We start from the raw sequence: 12679 nt of genomic DNA, 5'->3' as shown, positions 1-12679 counted from the left end.
GAGAAATGATGAAACGTTTTGATTATCTTACACCTGTTGGTTTTGTGTTAGGAACGATTATGATTGTGATCGGAATAATTTCGGGATCAGGAATAAGCGGTTTCCGCTCTTTTCTAGATCTGACCTCTTTCTTCATCGTTACAGGAGGGCTATGCGCCGCTGTTTTTATCAGTTTTCCGCCGAGAGAGCTGCGAAAAGCGCCCTCTGTGCTAAAGCAGGCATTTATCCGCCAGGAAGACAATGTGAAAGATCTCGTGAAAACCTTTGTCTCTCTTTCGGATCACGCGCGAAAACACGGGCTTTTATCATTGGATGATCAGGCCCGGGAAATCAAAGATCCATTCTTGAAAAAAGGGCTGCTTTTAGCAATTGATGGCTGGGATGAAGAAACGATTCGGCTCGTCATGGATTCAGAGATCGCGGCAATGGAGGAACGGCACCGCAAAGGACGGCGTGTTTTTGAAAAAGCGGGGGAATTCGCTCCGGCATGGGGAATGATCGGAACACTCGTCGGGCTCGTGCTGATGCTTAAAAACTTAAATGATCCGCACATGCTTGGACCGAATATGGCCGTTGCGCTTTTAACAACCTTATACGGTTCATTGCTGGCAAACATGGTGTTCAACCCGATTGCCGCCAAACTCGAAGAAAAAACAGAAAGTGAAATCTTCATCAAGCAAGTAATGGTGGAAGGCATTATCGGAATCCAATCCGGTAAAAACCCCCGTAATCTCGAAAGCCAGCTCGTCGTTTTCAGCTCCCGGGAAGAATGGCGGAAGCAGCCAAATCAAGTAAAAACAAAAAAGGGATCTATACATGAAGCTTAGAAGAGAACGGTTTGAAAGAAGGAAAGGAAGCGGGAAAAAAAGACAATCTTCATCCAGCTGGTTGGTCACCTTTTCAGATCTGATCACTTTGGTCCTTGTGTTCTTTATTTTACTTTTTTCGATGTCCCAAATCGATCTGCAAAAATTTAAAGCGGCAGTCGAATCGATCCAAAAGGAAGGCGGCGGGATCCAGCCTGACCAAACGTCCATAGAAAAAAAGAACACATCGCCAGCCAATGCAAAGAAGCAAAAGGATCAGCAGGATCAGCTTCTCAAGAAAGTAAATACATATATAAAAGACCATCACCTGAAGGCCCAAATGACAGCCAAACGGGATGAACGCGGTGTCGTGCTCGTTCTGCAGGAGTCTGTGCTGTTTGATTCAGGGGAGGCCAAGGTGCTGAAAAATGCTGAAACACTTCTTCACCAAATTGCCGTTCTTCTGAAAACCATTCCAAATGACATTCAGGTGGAGGGCCATACAGACAGCCGAAATATTGCGACATACCGATATCCGTCTAACTGGGAGCTGTCAGCAGCACGCGCAAGCGGAGTCATTCAATACTTCACATCAAAAGAGAAACTTTCCTCCACGCGCTTTATCGCTGTTGGTTATGCGGATACAAAACCTGTAAAGGATAACAAGACAAACGAACACATGAAGGAAAACCGGCGTGTGGAAATTGTTATCAAAAAATCAAAAACGACCTCTTCGTGAAGGTCGTTTTTTTACTTCGTTCTTTGCTGTTGCTCGGATCGTATTGCATATAATGCTTTGCTGACGGTTTGGGCATTTTTTTCTGTGATTTCAGGCTTGCGGGGAATCGGAGGATATAAATCGGCCGGATCGCTCCAACTGGACGGAAGGGTGACAGGGCAGTATTTTTGCCATTTAGCGATCCATTCAGGTGGAATATCGTGTCCCGGATCAATGCCCTTCATTTCGAGCCATATTCTGGCCCAGGCGCGGGGCACTACACGCCATATATCATATCCTCCGCCTCCGACGGCAATCCATTTCCCTGCGCAATATTGATGCGCTAACGTGTGTGCAAGCCGCGGAATTTCTTCGTAGATGTTGATCGTTGCAGATAAATGCGTTAGCGGGTCATAGTAATGGGCATCGGCACCGTTTTGGCTGATAATCACATCCGGCTGAAAATAAGCGGCGACTTCGGAAGCTGCTGTCCGATAAGCTTCGAGAAAAGAATCATCCTCTGTGAAAGCGTCAAGCGGGATATTAAAGGAATAGCCATATCCCTTTCCGCTTCCTTTTTCCTGAATCTGGCCGGTTCCGGGGAATAAATACCTTCCTGTTTCATGGATAGACAGTGTGCATACGCCGGGGGTATCGTAAAACGTAAATTGCACACCGTCCCCGTGGTGGGCGTCCGTATCAATATAAAGCACTCTGGCTCTGTATTTTTTCTGGATATATTGAATCGCCACAGCACTGTCGTTGTAAATGCAAAATCCTGAAGCTCTTCCCCGAAATCCGTGATGAAGGCCTCCTCCAAGGTTGGCGGCATGCAGGGCTTGTCCTGACATCACACAGTCTGCGGCCGTTAAGGTGCCGCCGACTAAGAGTGATGCCGCTTCGTGCATGCCGGCAAAGACAGGTGTATCTTCAGTGCCGAGCCCATAGCTTTCTCCTTCTTCAGCGGGAAGTTTACCGGCACCCGCAAGCTTTACCGCCTGAATGTAATCGTCCGTGTGGACAAGGGCAAGCTCCTCTTCTGTTGCGAGTCTCGGGCTGATAATGTCTCCATCATCAAAGGCATTGATCGTCTTGAGTAAATCATATGTTAACAGAACCCGCTGCTGATTAAATGGATGTTCCTGATGAAACATATAGGTTTGATAGGATGGAGAATAGATAAATACACTGTCTCTCATAGTAAATCCCTTTGCTCTGACGGCCAAACGACGTGGTGCCCATTTCTTTGTAATGCCTGCAAAAACGGCAGCGGATTCATCATTTTTACACGGAAGACAAGCACTTTCACACCGGAATCTTCATGCGGATAGACGAGCACACTCAATATTTTCACTTGGAGGTCTTGGCAAAGGCTGCTGATTTCCGCAAGACTTTTGGTGATGTCGTTTACTTTTATTTCAATTTGTGACCCCGGCTGGTCAGCGCCTGTCAATTTGACAAATGTCCGCAACAAATCGGTTTTTGTCAAAATGCCTATTAATTTTTGGTGCTGCACCACGGGCAGACAGCCGATGCCATGCTCGTAGAACACCGCAGAAATTTCTTCAACAAAATCAAGCGGGTGGGCGCACACGACATCTTTTTTCATAATTGAATCTACGCTCCGTGTGAGAAATCGGCTTCGTTTGCTTTCTTCAAAAATACTCGGGCTGGCCTGTTTCATGTCTCTGTCTGTAATCATGCCGATCACATGGCGGTCTTCATTTACAACAGGCAGATGCCTGATATGGAATTCCTTCAGTTTGCATATTGCTGTTTCAAGCGTATCCGTCTTCGTTAATGTAATGACATCCCTTTTCATGATCTGCTCAACAATCATTATTTTTTCCCCTTTGTCAGTGTCAGTTAATACATAAAGCGATGATAAAAACGGAGTCTGTCAAATTGTTCAATTGATTCTTGGCTGACGTTTTTTCCGATGCGTGCCATCAGACAATTTGCAGGGTGGGAGCTGATCTCTGGCTCATCCGTCGCAAACCAGGCCAATCCGCCTGCATTCATCATCTTCTCCATGAGCTTTCTGTATTCCCACACATCTTTTTTCATCCCTTTTAAATCCCAATGCCAGTAATATTCCGTCGTCATCACGATGTAGTTTTCCATTTGTTCATCCATCATGCTGACGGTCAAAAGCGTCTTTCCGACAGAACATCCCCGATAGGCCGGCGCCACCTCGATGGCCCCGAGCTCAAGCAAATCCACCATATTTCCTTCAGACCATCTTTCGAGCGGGTCAGGATATAAATACGTCACATAGCCGATAATGGTTCTGCCGTCTCTGGCAATGATAATACGCCCTTCGGGAAGGCCGGCAATGTCGACTAGCGCTTCATGCTGCTCGCGGGGCGGGCGAAATGCGGTTAAATCTGTATGAAACTCGTAACCTGCCAGATCCTCTGGAGAGACAGGCCCTTCTATCAGTAAGGAGCCGGTTGCTGTTTTGATGTTTGCTGAATGGTATGTTTTATGATGTTCCACTGATCCACCGTCCCATCAATTCTTATAAAAATACATGCTTCTTTAAGAATAACAAATTTTAAAGCGTTTTCAATATGGTTTATATTTTAAAAATTGAGAAGAATATGAATATATAATATAATAATTGTGACAACTTCAGCAAAGGGGGATGTTTGGGCATGAATTTGAAAGCGTTACCAGCAGTGGAAGGGGATTATCATTTAAAAAATTATGAAGAAACGTACCGGCATTTTGATTGGGCCGAGGCAGAGAAACATTTCTCCTGGCATGAGACAGGGAAACTGAATGCGGCGTATGAAGCGATTGACCGCCATGCCGAATCGTTTCGAAAAAACAAAGTAGCGCTTTATTATAAAGACGCAAACCGGGATGAAAAATACACATTTAAAGAAATGAAGGAAGAAACAAACAGGGCAGGGAATGTGCTGAAACGGTATGGAAATGTGGAAAAAGGGGACCGCGTTTTTATTTTTATGCCGAGATCACCCGAGCTATATTTTATAATGCTTGGCGCTATCAAAATTGGCGCCATCGCCGGGCCGCTGTTCGAAGCATTTATGGAGGGAGCGGTGAAAGACCGGCTTGAAAACAGCGAGGCGAAGGTAGTTGTCACGACGCCTGAGCTGCTGGAGAGAATACCGGCTGATACACTGCCTCACTTGCAGCATATATTCGTAGTCGGCGGAAAGGCTGAAAGCGGCGCAAACATCATCAATTACGATGAAGCAGCAAAACAGGAGGGCACAAGACTGGATATCGAATGGATGGACAAAAAAGACGGCTATCTGCTTCACTATACATCGGGTTCTACTGGAACGCCAAAGGGTGTGCTGCATGTCCATGAAGCGATGATTCAGCAATATCAGACAGGAAAGTGGGTCCTTGATTTAAAGGAGGAAGACATTTACTGGTGCACAGCAGATCCGGGCTGGGTGACAGGTACGGTATACGGCATTTTTGCACCATGGCTGAACGGAGCGACAAATGTCATCGTCGGCGGGCGTTTCAGCCCTGAAAGCTGGTATGGAACAATTGAACAGCTTGGCGTCAACGTCTGGTACAGCGCGCCGACCGCTTTTCGAATGCTGATGGGAGCTGGAGATGAGATGGCTGCGAAATATGATCTAACCTCACTCCGGCACGTGCTCAGTGTCGGTGAGCCGTTAAACCCGGAAGTCATCAGATGGGGGCATAAGGTTTTTAACAAACGAATCCATGATACATGGTGGATGACAGAAACGGGCAGCCAGCTCATCTGCAACTATCCTTGCATGGATATCAAACCGGGTTCAATGGGTAAGCCGATTCCCGGTGTGGAGGCGGCGATCGTTGACAATCAGGGCAATGAGCTTCCGCCGTACCGAATGGGCAATCTCGCCATTAAAAAGGGCTGGCCTTCCATGATGCATACCATTTGGAATAACCCTGAAAAGTACGAATCGTATTTCATGCCGGGCGGCTGGTATGTGTCCGGGGATTCTGCTTACATGGATGATGAGGGATATTTCTGGTTCCAAGGAAGAGTCGATGACGTCATTATGACCTCTGGTGAGCGCGTAGGCCCATTTGAAGTGGAAAGCAAGCTTGTCGAACATCAGGCCATTGCAGAAGCAGGCGTGATCGGTAAGCCTGATCCGGTGCGGGGAGAAATCATTAAAGCCTTTATCGCACTCAGAGAAGGATATGAGCCGTCCGATAAACTGAAAGAAGAGATTCGCCTATTTGTAAAGCAGGGTCTTGCAGCCCATGCGGCTCCGCGTGAAATTGAATTTAAAGATAAGCTTCCGAAAACCCGAAGCGGAAAAATCATGAGACGGGTGCTGAAGGCATGGGAGCTTAACCTGCCGGCAGGAGATCTGTCAACGATGGAGGATTAAAAGGCGACGTTGACACGGGATTTTATTTATGTTACAAATGATATAGCTTCATATGAAAAGGTAAAGATTGAGACAAGTAGACTATCCTTACGTTCCAGAGAGCTGATGGCCGGTGAAAATCAGCACAGACGGATATATCGAATACACTCATGAACCGCTTTTGCAAACAAAGCCGGCCAGGCTTTCAGTAGTGAAAGAACGGACCTGATCCGTTATCAGGCAAAGTGATAAGATGAATGTTTTGCGTTCTCTTATTAGTAGGGTGGTACCGCGATAATCAATCGTCCCTTCGTGTAAACGAAGGGGCGTTTTTTATTTTAATCAAAAAGGAGCTTTATCTTATGACAAACTTACTTGAAGACTTATCCTTCCGCGGATTGATTCAGCAAATGACGGATGAAGAAGGATTAAATAAACAGCTGAATGAAGAAAAAATCCGCCTGTACTCAGGCTTTGATCCGACAGCGGACAGCTTGCATATCGGACACTTGCTGCCTATTTTAACACTTCGCCGTTTTCAGCTTGAGGGCCATCATCCGATTGCGCTTGTGGGTGGGGCGACGGGCCTCATCGGCGATCCGAGCGGAAAAAAAGCGGAGCGTACATTAAACACTGCTGACATCGTATCTGAATGGTCCCAAAGAATCAAAAACCAGCTGTCCAGATTTCTGGATTTTGATGCAGCAGAAAACCCTGCTGTCATCGCGAACAACTTTGACTGGATCGGCAAAATGAATGTGATCGACTTCCTTCGTGATGTCGGTAAAAACTTCGGTATCAATTACATGCTGGCAAAAGACACGGTCAGCTCTAGAATTGAATCCGGCATCTCATACACGGAATTCAGCTACATGATTCTTCAATCTTATGATTTCTTAAATCTGTACAGAGAGAAAAACTGTAAGCTGCAAATTGGCGGAAGCGATCAGTGGGGCAACATTACAGCGGGCCTTGAACTGATCAGAAAATCAGAAGAAGAAGGGGCAAAAGCGTTCGGCCTTACCATTCCGCTTGTCACAAAAGCAGACGGCACGAAGTTCGGAAAAACGGAAGGCGGCGCGATCTGGCTTGATAAGGAAAAGACATCGCCGTATGAATTTTATCAATTCTGGATCAACACAGATGACCGTGACGTTGTCAAATACTTAAAATACTTTACATTTCTATCAAAAGAAGAAATTGAAGCATACGCTGAGAAAACAGAAACAGCGCCAGAAAAGCGTGAAGCGCAAAAACGCCTCGCAGAAGAAGTGACAGCGCTCGTTCATGGACGTGAGGCGTTGGAGCAAGCCATCAACATATCCCAAGCGTTGTTCAGCGGCAATATTAAAGAGCTTTCTGCTCAGGACGTAAAAGTGGGCTTTAAGGATGTCCCGTCCATGGAAGCTGACAGCAGCCAAGAGCTTTCACTTGTAGATGTATTGGTGCAATCTACATTATCTCCTTCAAAACGCCAAGCCCGTGAAGACATTCAAAACGGAGCTGTTTACATTAACGGCGAACGCCAGACGGAAATCAATTATCTCTTATCTGCTGAAGACCGTATCGAAGGTCAATTTACTGTCCTGCGCCGTGGGAAGAAAAAATACTTTCTTGTGACGTATAAATAAAAAAAGATCCTTTGCCGATATGGGCAAAGGATCTTTTTTTGGTTTATCGCATAGGAATGAAAGGAAAAGAGTATATTAGATAGGGCAAACACGACCAATCACCTCCCAAGCACCACCTTTTAAGAAAGGAGCGCTGACCATGAATCTCATGTGTACGATTGCAAAAGAAAGGCTCCAGCGGGATTATTGGGAGCATCAGACGCGAGATAGTGTTGGCCAGCAAGAGGCACCAGACGAAACAGACGATAAAAAAACCCCGACCGCATAGCGGCAGGGGTTTTTAAAACGATTAACGAGAGTAGAACTCAACGATAAGCGCTTCGTTAATTTCCGGAGCAAGTTCAGAACGCTCAGGAAGACGAGTGAATGTACCTTCAAGCTTTTCAGCGTCGAAAGTAAGGTATTCAGGAACGAAGTTGTTCACTTCTACAGATTCTTTGATGATAGAAAGGTTACTTGATTTTTCGCGAACACCGATTGTTTGACCAGGTTTTACTTGGTAAGACGGGATATCAACGCGGCTTCCGTCAACAAGAATATGACCATGGTTAACCAATTGGCGAGCTTGACGGCGAGTACGTGCTAAACCTAGCTTGTACACAACGTTATCAAGACGAGAATCTAAAAGAATCATGAAGTTTTCGCCGTGTTTACCAGTTAGTTTAGCAGCTTTGTCAAATAAAGTGCGGAATTGGCGTTCGTTTACACCGTACATGTGACGAAGCTTTTGCTTTTCTTGCAATTGCAAACCGTATTCTGATAATTTTTTACGTTGTCCTGGACCGTGTGGACCTGGAGCGTAAGGGCGTTTTTCTAATTCTTTTCCTGTACCGCTAAGAGAGATTCCTAGACGGCGGGACAGTTTCCAAGATGGACCTGTATAGCGAGCCATAATGTGACTCCTCCTTTGGTTTTATTTTTGTGGAAAATAAAAACCGTCTGCTCTATTCAACCATGTACATTTTGTTTTCATGTATCCTCGCTCCAGCAGCAGAGAGTTACACGATACACCTTATGAATAAGGAACAAAATGAAAACATAGAAGCTGAACAAAAAGGCTGCAATATTTCACACAAAGGTCATTATATAATTTATTTGATTTGAAGTCAACCATTCCTTCATTATTGCTTCGCCGTTTATGATATAATAAACAAAAATTAGTGGTAAACTTTCAGGTGATAAAAACATGGTAGAACAAACAAAAGAACAATTATCCGCCTTTCATTATCATATGCTCGATTTTTTATTAACCAAATCTGAAAAAGTCACGTTCACCGACTCTTTCATATGGCTGACTTCGGCTATTCAAACTTATTTTTCATCCCTATGTGTTTCGCTTACACCGACACCATCCGTCGGTTCTGCTTCAAAACAGGCGGATGATGAAGTTCGATTTTCCGCTTCGAAAATAAACGCCTCATCTTACCTGATTGAGGACACCGGCGGCAGGCGCTATCATCTGACATGCAGGCAGGATGTAGAGATACCTGAAGGGCTTCCCGACTTGGTTTCAACATTTTTAAACCAGTCAATGAAACAGGAAAAACTCTATATCAAAACGATCTATCAAAAAAAGATATACAAAATGACAGAGCTGTTCCATTCACTGCTTGATCAGACAGAAGTGCTGAAGCAGCTTTTAGAAAGCTTAACCGGCACGTTTTCTATGTTTGAGTTTTCTCTATATATATCGCACGATCAAGATCAATGTTTAGGTGTTCCTGCAAAAGAGCTGTATATGGAAGGGGAAAAATCCGATTCCTTTGCTCTCAAAGTGTATTTATCCGGGGATATTTTGCGGAAAAATGAATCTGCCGCTTATATTCCGATCAAAGGACAGCAGGGAACGTACGGGGTGTTGAAGGCTGAAGGAACGGGCGGCAGTTTTCTTAATGACGCCTATCTTGATGAAATGTCGCTGATAGCAAACGCGGCGGGAAAAGCGTTTGAAAACGCTCAGCTCTATGAGCAATCCAAAGCAAGCATCGCAAATTTGGAATTGATTAATGAAACGTCACGCCGCCTGAATCAGCGGCTGACACTGGCCGATACGATGAATGACCTGGCTGTGAGAATGGCAGAATCGTTTCAGGCGGAAGAAGTGGGTTTCTTTCATATAGACCATTTTGAAAACCTGACATTGCTCCCTGGCAGCACAGCGTTTTTTAAGGAAGCGAAGCCGTCTGAATTTTTTAATGAAATGAAAGAAAAGCTGTATGAAGGGGAAATAGGAGTTTTCATCGGAAATGGCCAGTCTGTTTTCGGAAAGGCCGGCTATGGCTCGCTGATGGCTGTTCCGATGATTGAGAATGACAGGCTTTTAGGTTTCGCGGTTTTATTGAAAGAGGAACTGTACGCTTTTACATTTGAAATGTACAAGCTGTTTCAGGCGCTGATTCGTCACGCAACTCTGGCTGTAACCAACTCAATGCTCCGCGACCGCCTTGAGCATCTCGTCAAAACAGATCAGCTGACTGAGCTGTATTCGAGGGTGTATTTAGATGAAAAAATTCAATACAGTATGAAGATCCACCAAAAGGGTGTTTTTATACTTGTTGATATTGATAATTTCAAGAATGTAAATGATACGTACGGTCATCAGACTGGGGACGAGATTTTAATTCAAGTCGCTTCGGTTATTAAAAACAACATCCGAAAGCATGATGTCGGCGCCCGCTGGGGAGGCGAGGAGCTGGCGATTTATTTGCCGAATGTGACGGTAGCGGCGGGAAAACGGATTACTGAGAGACTGGTTTATGCGGTCAGAAAAAACACGAAACCCGAGGTGACCATTTCATGCGGTATCTCCTGCTGGACGGCAAAAACAAGAAAGTCACTGAAAGAGCTTGTGCATGAGGCTGATGAAGCGCTCTACAGCGCGAAACGAAACGGAAAAAACCGTTTGATGATACATGAATCAATAAAATAACAAAAGCCCAAAACACTATTCGTTTTGGGCCTTTATATTACTGTGCTAACGCTTTTTCAAGCTTTTCGGCAAACTGTGATAAATACTTTTCGTCGATTTCGTCGAAACGGTTTTTCACTGGGCTGTCGATGTCCAAGACGCCGACAACTTTTCCGCTTACATGAATCGGAAGCACAATTTCTGATTGAGACGCTGCATCGCAGGCGATATGTCCCGGAAACGCGTTTACATCCTCTATACGCTCCACTTTTCCGTTTGCATAGGCTGTGCCGCAAACGCCTCTGCCGAAAGGAATCCGAACACATGCCGGCAGACCTTGGAACGGTCCTAACACAAGCTGTCCATCTTCTTCTTTGGCAAAATAGAAACCCGCCCAGTTGACTTCAGGCAGCGAATGATACAGAAGCGCTGAGGCATTCGCATAGTTTGCGATTTGATCTGTTTCGTCTTCGGTCATGGCTTCGAGCTGTTTTAGCAGAAGCTGATAGTCTTTTTCTTTATCTCCAGATTGTTTTTCGACATGGAACATGGAAAACCCTCACTTTTTCTATAATATAAAACAAAGTTCCGGCTTTTCTGCCGGCATTTGTCGATAAGTTCTTACAGGAACAGCGGCCTTCTGCTTGAATTGTATCAAGAGGAAGGAGTGAGCCGAATGAAAGTAAGCACCAAAGACAAAATTATTGAATCTGCTGTCATGCTCTTTAACCAAAAAGGATTTTCTGGCACGTCTGTCCGTGAAATCGCAAAGTCAGCTGATGTAAATGTTGCGCACATCTCCTACTATTTTAAAGGCAAGGGAGGTTTGATGGAACACTTAGTTTCAGAGTTTTACGAAGGCTACAGTAAAACGCTTGAAACAGCGGCAGGCAATATCTCTTCTCAAAGCACGCAAGAACAGCTTCTTCAATTGGTTTTCGATATTTTATCCTATCAGCATAATCATCGTCAATTAACTCGTTTTGTCTACCGGGAAGTCACGATTGACTCCACGTTAATCAGAGAAATAATGTCGACATATCTAATGAAGGAAAAGTATATCTTCCAGCTGATCATTGAGGAAGGAGAAAAACAGCGTGAACATTTGACGCTGCCGCTGCCCCATTTTATTCTCCAATTAAAATCTCTCTTGATGATGCCCTATCTCCAGCCTCAATATATTTCAGAAGTGCTCTACATGCAGCCGCACGAGCCGTACTTTTATAAAATGTATTTTGAAGAAATCAAGATTTGGATCAGAAGCGTCTTCCGGACAGGGGACGTGGCGCTTATCAATTAGCCTGCTCCGCAAACGCTTCATATGCGTATCCGACATCTCCCGCTTGATGGGCATCAGACCCGAACACAAGCGGGATCTTCTTTTGCTTCGCTTCATTCATCATCCAATCCTCGAGATAAATGCCTCCTGCGTACGTTTTTCTTAAGCCGGAAGTATTGAAGTCGAGCTCCATTCCGTTTTCTGCAATGGCATCCAGACACTGAAAAACGATTCCGCGAATATGTTCAGACATGCTGTACGGAAACAGTTTGATGAATTTTTGGACGAGTGTGATGTGACCGACTCTTTTTGGCTTATAGCTGCCAAGAGATGATACAATGGAAGAATAGATGCTGCGGTAATACCGCTCGTATACAGCTTCGATGCTTCCGCAGGCTGAAATCAGCTTTTTAAAGGTATGCTCATCATAATCAAGGCACAGATAGGAAGAATCTGCGCGCAAAAAATGAACGGATATGATGCTATCATCTAAATATGACCCGTATGTGTCCAGTAATAATTTAATTTCATCTTCAAATTCAGCAATATAATCGACCTCAAGCCCTGTATGTATGGCAAGCTGCCCGCGATATTCTTTTTTTAATCCGGAAATGTCATCGATGTAGCGTTCCAAAGAGGCTTGCGCCATCGCGCTGTCTTTCTGCGGCGTCGGATCAGTAAAAGAGGGCGGCAATGGGGCGTGTTCGGTAAAAGTAATCGATTCAAAGCCTTTTTTTAAGGCTTCTTCTGCATATTGTCTGAGTGTGTCATTTGAGCCGTGAGGGCAAAATGGTGTGTGAATATGCCCGTCTCGCTTTTGCATTGGCGTCACCCCGTGAAAAAAATAGTCAAATCCTGCCGATTTTGCACAAAAAGTTTTTGAATTCTGGTCAAAAAATGTTGGTTACATGGTATCATAATAACAATGAAAACGACAGTTTTTCTCAATACATATCCTGAAATCTTTCTGAATAAATAAAAC

13 protein-coding genes and 1 other annotated feature are annotated in these 12679 nt (G+C 44.7%); of the genes, 7 read left to right on the top strand and 6 right to left on the bottom strand.

Annotated elements, in window-relative coordinates; translation table 11 throughout:
* The first annotated feature begins 8 nt into the window (after nt 1-8).
* Both motP and motS read left to right on the top strand, forming a co-directional pair.
* Nucleotides 9-827, top strand: coding sequence for a flagellar motor protein MotP (gene motP / locus V6D41_RS03855; RefSeq protein ID WP_148962354.1), 819 nt, complete (start codon nt 9-11; stop codon nt 825-827).
* On the top strand, nt 817-1545 hold the full coding sequence (gene motS / locus V6D41_RS03850) for a flagellar motor protein MotS (protein WP_333517333.1): 729 nt from the start codon (nt 817-819) through the stop codon (nt 1543-1545). The genes motP and motS overlap by 11 nt, the downstream gene beginning before the upstream one ends.
* A gap of 11 nt (nt 1546-1556) precedes the next feature.
* On the opposite strand, the gene V6D41_RS03845 is transcribed toward motS, so the two are convergent.
* From V6D41_RS03845 to acuA, 3 genes are read right to left on the bottom strand one after another with little or no spacing between them, the layout of a single operon-like run.
* Entirely contained in the window at nt 1557-2723 is a 1167-nt protein-coding gene (locus V6D41_RS03845) for an acetoin utilization protein AcuC (protein WP_333517332.1), read from the bottom strand.
* Entirely contained in the window at nt 2720-3364 is a 645-nt protein-coding gene (locus V6D41_RS03840) for an acetoin utilization AcuB family protein (protein WP_148962351.1), read from the bottom strand. The genes V6D41_RS03845 and V6D41_RS03840 overlap by 4 nt, the downstream gene beginning before the upstream one ends.
* Before the next feature lie 26 nt (nt 3365-3390).
* Entirely contained in the window at nt 3391-4023 is a 633-nt protein-coding gene (gene acuA, locus V6D41_RS03835) for an acetoin utilization protein acetyltransferase AcuA (RefSeq protein WP_333517331.1), read from the bottom strand.
* Nucleotides 4024-4181: 158 nt separating this feature from the next.
* Here acuA and acsA point away from each other — a divergent pair, with 158 nt between their 5' ends.
* The 3 genes from acsA (at nt 4182) to sr7p (ending at nt 7778) form a co-directional block, all read left to right on the top strand.
* Nucleotides 4182-5900 carry an acetate--CoA ligase gene (acsA, locus tag V6D41_RS03830; RefSeq protein WP_333517330.1) on the top strand — a complete coding sequence of 573 codons (1719 nt, stop codon included), beginning with the start codon at nt 4182-4184 and terminating at the stop codon, nt 5898-5900.
* A gap of 54 nt (nt 5901-5954) precedes the next feature.
* Nucleotides 5955-6192, top strand: a binding site (T-box leader).
* A 49-nt stretch (nt 6193-6241) separates the two neighbouring features.
* Nucleotides 6242-7510: a tyrosine--tRNA ligase gene (tyrS, locus tag V6D41_RS03825; RefSeq protein WP_087992822.1), complete on the top strand. Its 1269-nt coding sequence runs from the start codon at nt 6242-6244 to the stop codon at nt 7508-7510.
* A 139-nt stretch (nt 7511-7649) separates the two neighbouring features.
* Nucleotides 7650-7778 (top strand): small protein SR7P, encoded by a 129-nt coding sequence (sr7p, locus tag V6D41_RS03820; protein WP_277986961.1) that lies wholly within the window; start codon nt 7650-7652, stop codon nt 7776-7778.
* A gap of 21 nt (nt 7779-7799) precedes the next feature.
* Here sr7p and rpsD read toward each other — a convergent pair whose 3' ends face one another.
* A complete protein-coding gene (gene rpsD, locus V6D41_RS03815) occupies nt 7800-8402 on the bottom strand; it encodes a 30S ribosomal protein S4 (RefSeq protein WP_087992458.1) in 603 nt (200 codons plus the stop codon).
* Nucleotides 8403-8696: 294 nt separating this feature from the next.
* Between rpsD and V6D41_RS03810 the strand changes: the two genes are divergently transcribed.
* Nucleotides 8697-10439, top strand: coding sequence for a diguanylate cyclase domain-containing protein (locus tag V6D41_RS03810; RefSeq protein WP_333517329.1), 1743 nt, complete (start codon nt 8697-8699; stop codon nt 10437-10439).
* 37 nt (nt 10440-10476) lie between these two features.
* On the opposite strand, the gene V6D41_RS03805 is transcribed toward V6D41_RS03810, so the two are convergent.
* Nucleotides 10477-10968 (bottom strand): GAF domain-containing protein, encoded by a 492-nt coding sequence (locus V6D41_RS03805; RefSeq protein ID WP_333517328.1) that lies wholly within the window; start codon nt 10966-10968, stop codon nt 10477-10479.
* A 126-nt stretch (nt 10969-11094) separates the two neighbouring features.
* On the opposite strand from V6D41_RS03805, the gene refZ reads away from it, so the two are divergent.
* Nucleotides 11095-11718, top strand: coding sequence for a transcriptional regulator RefZ (gene refZ, locus V6D41_RS03800; protein ID WP_003223478.1), 624 nt, complete (start codon nt 11095-11097; stop codon nt 11716-11718).
* Here the strand turns inward: refZ and hisJ are convergent.
* Nucleotides 11711-12520, bottom strand: a complete 810-nt coding sequence (gene hisJ / locus V6D41_RS03795) for a histidinol-phosphatase HisJ (RefSeq protein ID WP_333517327.1) — start codon at nt 12518-12520, stop codon at nt 11711-11713. The two genes, refZ and hisJ, sit on opposite strands and share 8 nt — an antisense overlap.
* Nucleotides 12521-12679: the final 159 nt, after the last annotated feature.

Origin of the sequence: Bacillus sp. 0102A, from assembly GCF_036765155.1 — a bacterium.
GTDB lineage: Bacteria > Bacillota > Bacilli > Bacillales > Bacillaceae > Bacillus > Bacillus subtilis_G.
Note: the sequence above shows the minus strand (reverse complement) of the source record. Positions and strands in the feature narration are given on the sequence as shown.

Bases quoted from the DNA above. Each gene is read 5' to 3' on its own strand.
- V6D41_RS03840 (WP_148962351.1), bottom strand. From the start codon at position 3,364: ATGATTGTTGAGCAGATCATGAAAAGGGATGTCATTACATTAACGAAG.
- V6D41_RS03810 (WP_333517329.1), top strand. From the start codon at position 8,697: ATGGTAGAACAAACAAAAGAACAATTATCCGCCTTTCATTATCATATG.
- rpsD (WP_087992458.1), bottom strand. From the start codon at position 8,402: ATGGCTCGCTATACAGGTCCATCTTGGAAACTGTCCCGCCGTCTAGGA.
- tyrS (WP_087992822.1), top strand. From the start codon at position 6,242: ATGACAAACTTACTTGAAGACTTATCCTTCCGCGGATTGATTCAGCAA.
- acsA (WP_333517330.1), top strand. From the start codon at position 4,182: ATGAATTTGAAAGCGTTACCAGCAGTGGAAGGGGATTATCATTTAAAA.
- motP (WP_148962354.1), top strand. From the start codon at position 9: ATGAAACGTTTTGATTATCTTACACCTGTTGGTTTTGTGTTAGGAACG.
- V6D41_RS03805 (WP_333517328.1), bottom strand. From the start codon at position 10,968: ATGTTCCATGTCGAAAAACAATCTGGAGATAAAGAAAAAGACTATCAG.
- refZ (WP_003223478.1), top strand. From the start codon at position 11,095: ATGAAAGTAAGCACCAAAGACAAAATTATTGAATCTGCTGTCATGCTC.
- hisJ (WP_333517327.1), bottom strand. From the start codon at position 12,520: ATGCAAAAGCGAGACGGGCATATTCACACACCATTTTGCCCTCACGGC.
- V6D41_RS03845 (WP_333517332.1), bottom strand. From the start codon at position 2,723: ATGAGAGACAGTGTATTTATCTATTCTCCATCCTATCAAACCTATATG.
- sr7p (WP_277986961.1), top strand. From the start codon at position 7,650: ATGAATCTCATGTGTACGATTGCAAAAGAAAGGCTCCAGCGGGATTAT.
- motS (WP_333517333.1), top strand. From the start codon at position 817: ATGAAGCTTAGAAGAGAACGGTTTGAAAGAAGGAAAGGAAGCGGGAAA.